Origin of the sequence: Sellimonas catena, assembly GCF_027924685.1 — a bacterium.
Lineage (GTDB): Bacteria > Bacillota > Clostridia > Lachnospirales > Lachnospiraceae > Sellimonas > Sellimonas catena.
Genome location: NZ_BSBO01000016.1, coordinates 68,917 through 75,641 on the forward strand (window position 1 = coordinate 68,917; position 6,725 = coordinate 75,641).

General features: G+C 51.2%; 7 protein-coding genes. 4 read left to right on the forward strand and 3 right to left on the reverse strand.

The window, feature by feature from the left end:
- Nucleotides 1-4: 4 nt before the first annotated feature.
- Nucleotides 5-2,041, reverse strand: coding sequence for a DUF4368 domain-containing protein (locus Selli1_RS08980; RefSeq protein ID WP_330677538.1), 2,037 nt, complete (start codon nt 2,039-2,041; stop codon nt 5-7).
- A complete protein-coding gene (locus Selli1_RS18780; protein WP_281872784.1) occupies nt 2,038-2,253 on the reverse strand; it encodes a transposon-encoded TnpW family protein in 216 nt (71 codons plus the stop codon). Before Selli1_RS18780 ends, Selli1_RS08980 begins: the two co-directional genes overlap by 4 nt.
- Nucleotides 2,254-2,499: 246 nt before the next feature.
- Between Selli1_RS18780 and Selli1_RS08990 the strand changes: the two genes are divergently transcribed.
- From Selli1_RS08990 to Selli1_RS09000, 3 genes are read left to right on the forward strand one after another with little or no spacing between them, the layout of a single operon-like run.
- Nucleotides 2,500-3,432, forward strand: coding sequence for a sigma-70 family RNA polymerase sigma factor (locus tag Selli1_RS08990; RefSeq protein WP_281872786.1), 933 nt, complete (start codon nt 2,500-2,502; stop codon nt 3,430-3,432).
- A 56-nt stretch (nt 3,433-3,488) separates the two neighbouring features.
- On the forward strand, nt 3,489-4,397 hold the full coding sequence (locus Selli1_RS08995) for a recombination protein NinG (RefSeq protein WP_281872788.1): 909 nt from the start codon (nt 3,489-3,491) through the stop codon (nt 4,395-4,397).
- A gap of 11 nt (nt 4,398-4,408) precedes the next feature.
- Nucleotides 4,409-5,434 (forward strand): virulence RhuM family protein, encoded by a 1,026-nt coding sequence (locus Selli1_RS09000; protein ID WP_071431002.1) that lies wholly within the window; start codon nt 4,409-4,411, stop codon nt 5,432-5,434.
- 48 nt (nt 5,435-5,482) lie between these two features.
- Here the strand turns inward: Selli1_RS09000 and Selli1_RS09005 are convergent, their stop codons facing one another.
- Complete coding sequence (locus tag Selli1_RS09005; RefSeq protein ID WP_281872791.1) at nt 5,483-5,854, reverse strand: TnpV protein; 372 nt, start codon at nt 5,852-5,854, stop codon at nt 5,483-5,485.
- A 149-nt stretch (nt 5,855-6,003) separates the two neighbouring features.
- Here Selli1_RS09005 and Selli1_RS09010 point away from each other — a divergent pair, with 149 nt between their 5' ends.
- Nucleotides 6,004-6,498 (forward strand): zinc-binding metallopeptidase family protein, encoded by a 495-nt coding sequence (locus tag Selli1_RS09010; protein WP_281872793.1) that lies wholly within the window; start codon nt 6,004-6,006, stop codon nt 6,496-6,498.
- Nucleotides 6,499-6,725 lie beyond the last annotated feature (227 nt).

Genomic DNA, 6,725 nt, shown 5'->3' on the forward strand with positions numbered 1-6,725 from the left:
TATCTTATGCTGATTTCGTTTCTTTTTCGTTCTTAGCTTCTCGTAGAGCTTTCTTCCGTGCGCCCTGCCGCTTGATCTGTGCTGCATACCGACAATCGTCACTGCAATATTTCACATCTGACCTTGCTGTGATAAACTCCTTGCCGCAGTTTTCGCAGGTACACGCCCGGCTGCGGCTCTCCGCCGCCTCCTGCCGGTAGAATTTTGCGCGGCAGTTAGGGCCGCAGAACAGGGTGTTTGTCCGCTTGGAGGCAAATTCCTGCCCGCAGCACTTGCAGGTCAGCATGAAGGGCTGTCCGACAGCGTGTTCACCGGCCTTGATTTTCTGATACCGCTCCCGGCTCTTGATGCGGTGCCGTTTGAGCTGCTCCTGCCGCTTGATTTCTTCCTCGGTCAGCTCCGGTGCGGGAAGCTCAAACTGCCCGATAAAGCGAAGGTGGATATCCACTTCCTGCACCCGGTCGCCGTCAATTTTTTCCGGGGCGTGGACGATGATTTTCTCCACGAACTCGTTGATCATGGGCGTGGTCAGCTCGGAAAAATCCGTGTACTTCTTTGCCAGCTCCAGAAACTGCTTGGCCCGGTCGGTGTCCTCCGCAAAGGCAGACATCTGCGTTTCCATTTCAGAGACGGATGCTGTCAGCGCTTTCTGCTCCGCCTCATATTCCGCCAGCAGGCTGTCGAACCGCTCGCCGGTAATGCGCCCGACGGCAAAGGATTCATAGAGCTTCTTGATGATGGTATCCAGCTCGGAAATCCGCTTTTTCTCCTTGTTCAGCTTCCGCTTGGTTTCCTTGGTGGCTTCCGCCTGGCGCAGCTGGGAGGCGGAGCGCACCTTCTCCAGAAAAGCATCTCGGTCAGAGATGGCAAAGGTGCTGGCAGCCCGGATGGTTTCCAGAATCAGCTCCCGCAGTACTTTGCTGCGGATATAATGTCCTTTGCAAGCATGGGTGCGTTTCTGATGTGCCAGCGTATAGGTGGAACAATCGTAAAAGTCCGACGGATAAGGATTGTTCTCCGTGCCGCCCCTTGAGCGGTGATTCATCATCTTTGCCCCGCAGTCGGCACAGAACACAAGCCCTGTCAGCGGATTGGCCTCGCCCAGCGTGTCATGCCGCCGTGGTGTTTTCCGCAGCTTCTGCGCCAGCTCCCATGTTTCTGCGTCTACGATAGCTTCATGGGTGTTCTCGAAAATCAGCCAATCCTCTTTGGGATTCATTACGGCATTTTTATCCTTATAGGACTGCTTGTGGGAACGGAAATTCACCGTATGCCCCATATACTCCGGCTTGGACAAAATCTGCCCAACGATGTAGCCGCTCCAGTTATAGGGGTTGGGGAACTCCTCCTTGCTTTTCCAGACGCCTTTATTCTGCTTGCCAAAGTAGACCGCAGGCGTGTCGATCTTGTCATCGAACAGAATGCGGGCAATATCGTAAGGGCCTTTGCCCTCGATGGTCAGCTGGAAGATACGCCGCACCACGGCGGCAGCTTCCTCGTCGATCAGCCAGTGATACTTGTTCTCCGGGTCTTTCTTGTAGCCATAGATGGCGCAGTTGGTGGTGGGCTTGCCGGATTCCCCTTTGACCCGAATGGCGGTTTTCTGCTTGCGGCTCAGGTCACGAAGATACCATTCGTTCATGATGTTGAGGAAGGGCGCAAATTCGTTGCTGTTCTGATCGTCGCTGTCCACGCCGTTGGCAATCGCCACAAAGTGGACGCCGTGCTGCCGGAAGAATACCTCCGTGTAAAAGCCGGTTTGCAGGTAATCACGACCGGCCCGGCTCATATCCTTGACAATGACATGGGCAACCTTTCCGGCCTCGATGTCCGCCACCAGCTGTTTCCATGCGGGACGGTCAAAATTACCGCCGCTCCATCCGTCATCGGTATAGTGGCGGCAGTTGGCGTAGCCTCTCTGCTGGGCATAGCTTTCGAGGTATTTTTTCTGATTCACGATGGAGTTGCTATCCCCGGCATTGTCATCGTCACGGCTCAGCCGCTCATACAGAGCGGTGATCTTTTCCTCAGTCTGTTTCATGCGCATTCGGCGCTCCTTTCAGACTGACGGCTCATTTGTGGTGCTTCCATTATAGCACAAGTGCCGTCATTTGTAACCCCCTCATTGCGGATCATCCGCAGAATCTTTTCCTCCATGGTCTCCACCGCTGTTTCGCTGAATGCGACCCTTACCTTATAGGTGGTGCCGCCGATGCGCCGAATGATGAACTGTTCCTGTTGCGTTTGCTCCATAGGCTTCCTCCTTGCGTAATTTGCTGGTTTTTGATATAATAAATCCGGTTCCGTTGGCTGTAAGCCAACTGCGTCTTTGCGCTGATTTTCCATACTTGTTTCTCCTTTCTACCCTCTGTGTTTAAGATAGTAACCTTAGTAACTTGCGTTTAGATTACCCTTTCACTAATAGGAGAAAAACGGGGTGTAAATCGGAACTGTTTTTTGAGAAAAAGAAAAATATTTTTTCGAGGAGGTGAAGCTGTCGTGGAACCATGGGAGGATGAACTGCTGTGGGATGATGATTTTTCCGATGAGGAAGAAGATACCGAGGAGCAAATAGAGGAAGCCGACCTTGAAATGGATGAGGATAGCTTTGCCGATTGGGAGGATGCGTCGGACGGTGCGCCGGAGAACGAATCGCTGGAGGAAGCGCTTGCAGAGGAACGCACGCTGGAGCTGGAAAGCGAGCTGGAGCAGGACGAGCATCCCAGAAACTATGCCGCCGAGCTGGAGGACGAGGAAGAGGAAGCCGCGCCCACCAGCGAAAAACGGCTCAAGCGGGAAATTCGCGCAGAGGCTCTGCGGCGGCTGGAGGAAGCAGCCCGGACGGAATCGGATTTTTTGACTGTGGTAGACGAGTGGAACAAGCTGGACAGAAATCGGGAGCGGCGGGAGCGTGACCACGAAAACCTGCGTGGTGATGTGCCGTTGGAGTTTCAGGCTGTACCTGATCCGAAGATCGCCCCGCTGTGGATGAATCTGCCGAGGTTCCGTCAGCTCTGTCAGGGAAACTTTCTCGACATCATTTTCTCCTGTCCCTATGAACTGCACGAGCTGACCGCAAATCGCTTTCTCTCCAAGCTCTTTTTCACCCTCAGTGATGAACAGAAGGAGGTGCTGTATTACCTGTTCGTTAAGCAATACAGCACCACACGGCTTGCCACCCTCCGCGGGCAGTCCGACCGAAACATCCGAAAGCTGCGGATGACCATTCAGAAAAAGCTGCAAAGGCGGATGTATGAGCATCTGAGCGAAAAGCTGGAAAAGGACTACAGCATTACTCTGCGGGAACGCGAGTTCGTGGAGGAATATGAAGCACTGCTGCAAACCATGGGCAAGGATGCCGTGATCCGCCGGGAAAACAAAACCAAACCGAGAAAAATGAAAGCCGCCCTTGACGATGACAAGGACGGTTGATACAATAGTAATATAGTTAATATATAGTTGGATTACGAGTTGAGAGGAACAGCACCATGAAGAATCTCTTTGAGCAGTCCCGCTCCCATTGGGTGCGGTATGACCGCTATGAACTGAAAACCGCCGCAGACGGCAAGCGGTACATCACGCCGGGGAAGAATGCCAAGCCTGACATCTATAATCCCTTGAAGGAAGCGTCGGGAATCGTGCTGGATGCACTGAATGTGGGTATGCTGATGATGAACCGGCAGCCAGAGGACGAGGTGCAGAAGGCTATCTTAGAGTTTGTAACCCATTACGGCCTGCTGGGTCTGATGACAGCGCTGCCCACCACGCCGTCCTTCATGGATTATGAGGCGGTCTATCTGCCGAAAAACCACTTCATCAAGGCAGAATCCATGGAAACCGAGGACTATCTGGCGCTATTCTATCCCTTTGACCAGCTGGATCTGGTCAAGAAGGGCATTGAGTCCAGATGGAGCGTGTCCGGCGACAACATGATGGTGGCGCTGACCATGACCTTTGCGAGTGAACCCATGGCGAAAACCATGAGCTTCCAGCGAGAGTATGCTGAAGCCTATGACTGGGTGGCGCAGCAGTTCAAGGACTGGGCTTTCACCCTGACTACCTCCATTCTGTACTATAACGACTATGACCTCATCGACGAGGATACCCGGAACCTGTACCGCAAGGGCATGGCGGCCTTCGGCGGCATAGCGCCCAGCTACCATATCGAGCTGCTGGACAAGCCGACCATCTATTGGGACTTCCATTCGCTGCTGCTGGGCATCCAGATGATGTTCAGCTTCCTGCTGGTGGATGGAGAGAAGCCCCTGCGGCTGTGCAAGCACTGCCAGAAGGTGTTCCTGAGCAGCCGCTCCAATTCCGCATTTTGCAGCCCCCGGTGCAAGAATCAGTATAATGTCTATAAGAGCCGTGGGAAGAAAACCAGCGAAGAAGATTGAGGTGAAACGACATGGCAGACGCCAAGAAGGATAAACTGCAAATCCGCAACAGCACAGTGGATTTCCTTGTGTTCACGAAAGATGCCCATGAGGATGGCATTGAGGTACGGGTACAGGATCACGACGTTTGGCTGACCCAAAAGGCCATTGCACGGCTTTTTGATGTAGACCGGAGCGTTGTGACAAAGCATCTGAAAAATGTATATGAAAGCGGTGAATTGTCCGAAGATGCAACTTGTGCAAATTTTGCACAAGTTGCGGATAACGGAAAAACCTATCACTATAAGTTCTACTCTCTGTCCGCCATCATAGCCGTAGGCTATCGGATCAATTCCGGCAGAGCCACGCAGTTCCGCCAGTGGGCAACCAAGGTGCTGGACACCTTCACCAAGCAGGGGTATGTGCTGGACAAGAGCAGGCTCATCAATGGGCAGATTTTTGATGAGGACTACTTCGATCACCTGATTTCCGAGATTCAGGAGATTCGGGCCAGCGAACGGCGCTTCTATCAGAAAATTACGGATATTTACGCCACTGCTGTGGACTACTCTCTCGATAGCCAGACCACAAAGGATTTCTTTGCCACAGTTCAGAATAAGATGCACTATGCCGTCCATGGCGGCACAGCGGCAGAGGTCATTATGGCACGAGCCGATCACACCAAGGAACACATGGGGCTGACCTCATGGAAGAATGCTCCTGACGGCAAGATTGTCAAGGCAGATGTGTCCGTTGCAAAAAATTACTTATCCATGGATGAAATGCAGGAACTGAACGAAATCGTCACCATGTATCTGGACTATGCTACCCGGCAGGCCAGACGGCATATTCCCATGACCATGGCAGATTGGGCCTCCAAGCTGGACGCTTTTCTGCAATTCAATGATGCAGAGATTCTGCAAAATAAGGGAAAAGTCACCGCTGCCATTGCAAAAGCCTTTGCCGAAAGCGAGTTTGAGCAGTACCGCGTCATTCAGGATCATCTGTATCAGAGCGACTTTGACCGTCTGGTAGCCAGCACGGAACAAAAGAACTAAAGTGTAAAAATGCCCGTTATCGGCCACGCAACCGATAACGGGCATTTGTCATTCATATACAAGCTCGGTCAAAACGATTTCCTCCGCGCGGCTGCGGATGCTGTTCATGCGGCGTACCCATTCCATTTGATCGGCAGCTTTGAGTGCTTCGGTCACGCCTTCTTGCTTCACCATTGCAGAAACGATGATTTCCATGCGCTCGTTGCAGGCTTGGTCGATCTCGGCAAGGTGCCGATGCAGCGTTCCGTTTGTGAGCAGGTTTGTGTAGAAAATAGGGCGATGTTCTTTCAGATAGCTGCGGCGCATACGCCCATACTTGCCAATCTGGTATTCCGGTTCCTCTGGCAGCGCAAGGTTTGGAATGAGATAATCGCCCTCCTGACGGTAAGTGCCGCCCATTTCCTCAAATAGAGATTTCATAAAAATTAGCTCCTTTTTGTGTTGATTTCCAGCGGTTATACGGACTTTTCTTCTCCTTTCCTACAACTGCTGTTCCATTCACCACAAATGAGCCGCAGTCATATGTATTAGGTGGGAGAAACCACCCTTTACATATTAACTCTTGGTATATGAAGAATATTGGATTTGACCTTCAGGGAAAAGGTCTTGGAATCGCTCTTTCCGACGAGATCTCAGGGGCTCTAAGCTTTAATGTGGGGAAAGTGGAAGTCATTGATGGAAAACTGATCCTGTCCATTGATAACCGGGTTCCGGTTACATACAAATGTAAAGAAGTGCAGGATCTGCTGGAAAAGAATCTGGAAGGAAGCCGGTTCCGGTTTGAAAATCCTCAGATTACAGAAGCAATCTATGTGCCAAAAGACAGCTTCCTTGTAACCACACTGATGGATGTTTACCGGGAGATAACACAGGATTATGACGCAGAACCACAGGTGGACGGAGCGTGCTCCTATGCGAGAGCACTGGAAAACTGTGTAGCGTTTGGGGCTGTTCTTCCTGGACAGCCGGATCTGATGCATCAGAAAAATGAATATCTGGAACTGGACAAACTGGATCTGTGGATGAAAATCTATCTGGAGGCAATCTACAGACTGGCACAATAAAGCTTCATGAAGACAAGAGCTGCACGGAAAAGATACGTGCGGCTCTTGTCGGGTTTCGGGAGAGTTATGAAATTTCGAGTTTTAGGAAGAAAAGATAGGACGTTAGTGTATAATTATTATTGGCAAAAATAGGAATTTTTCCTAAATAAAAAGGGAAGCAGAGAAAATCCCTACTTCCCAATCATACAGTTTTTCTTTATGATGTTAGTTGCAAAATAAAACACGTA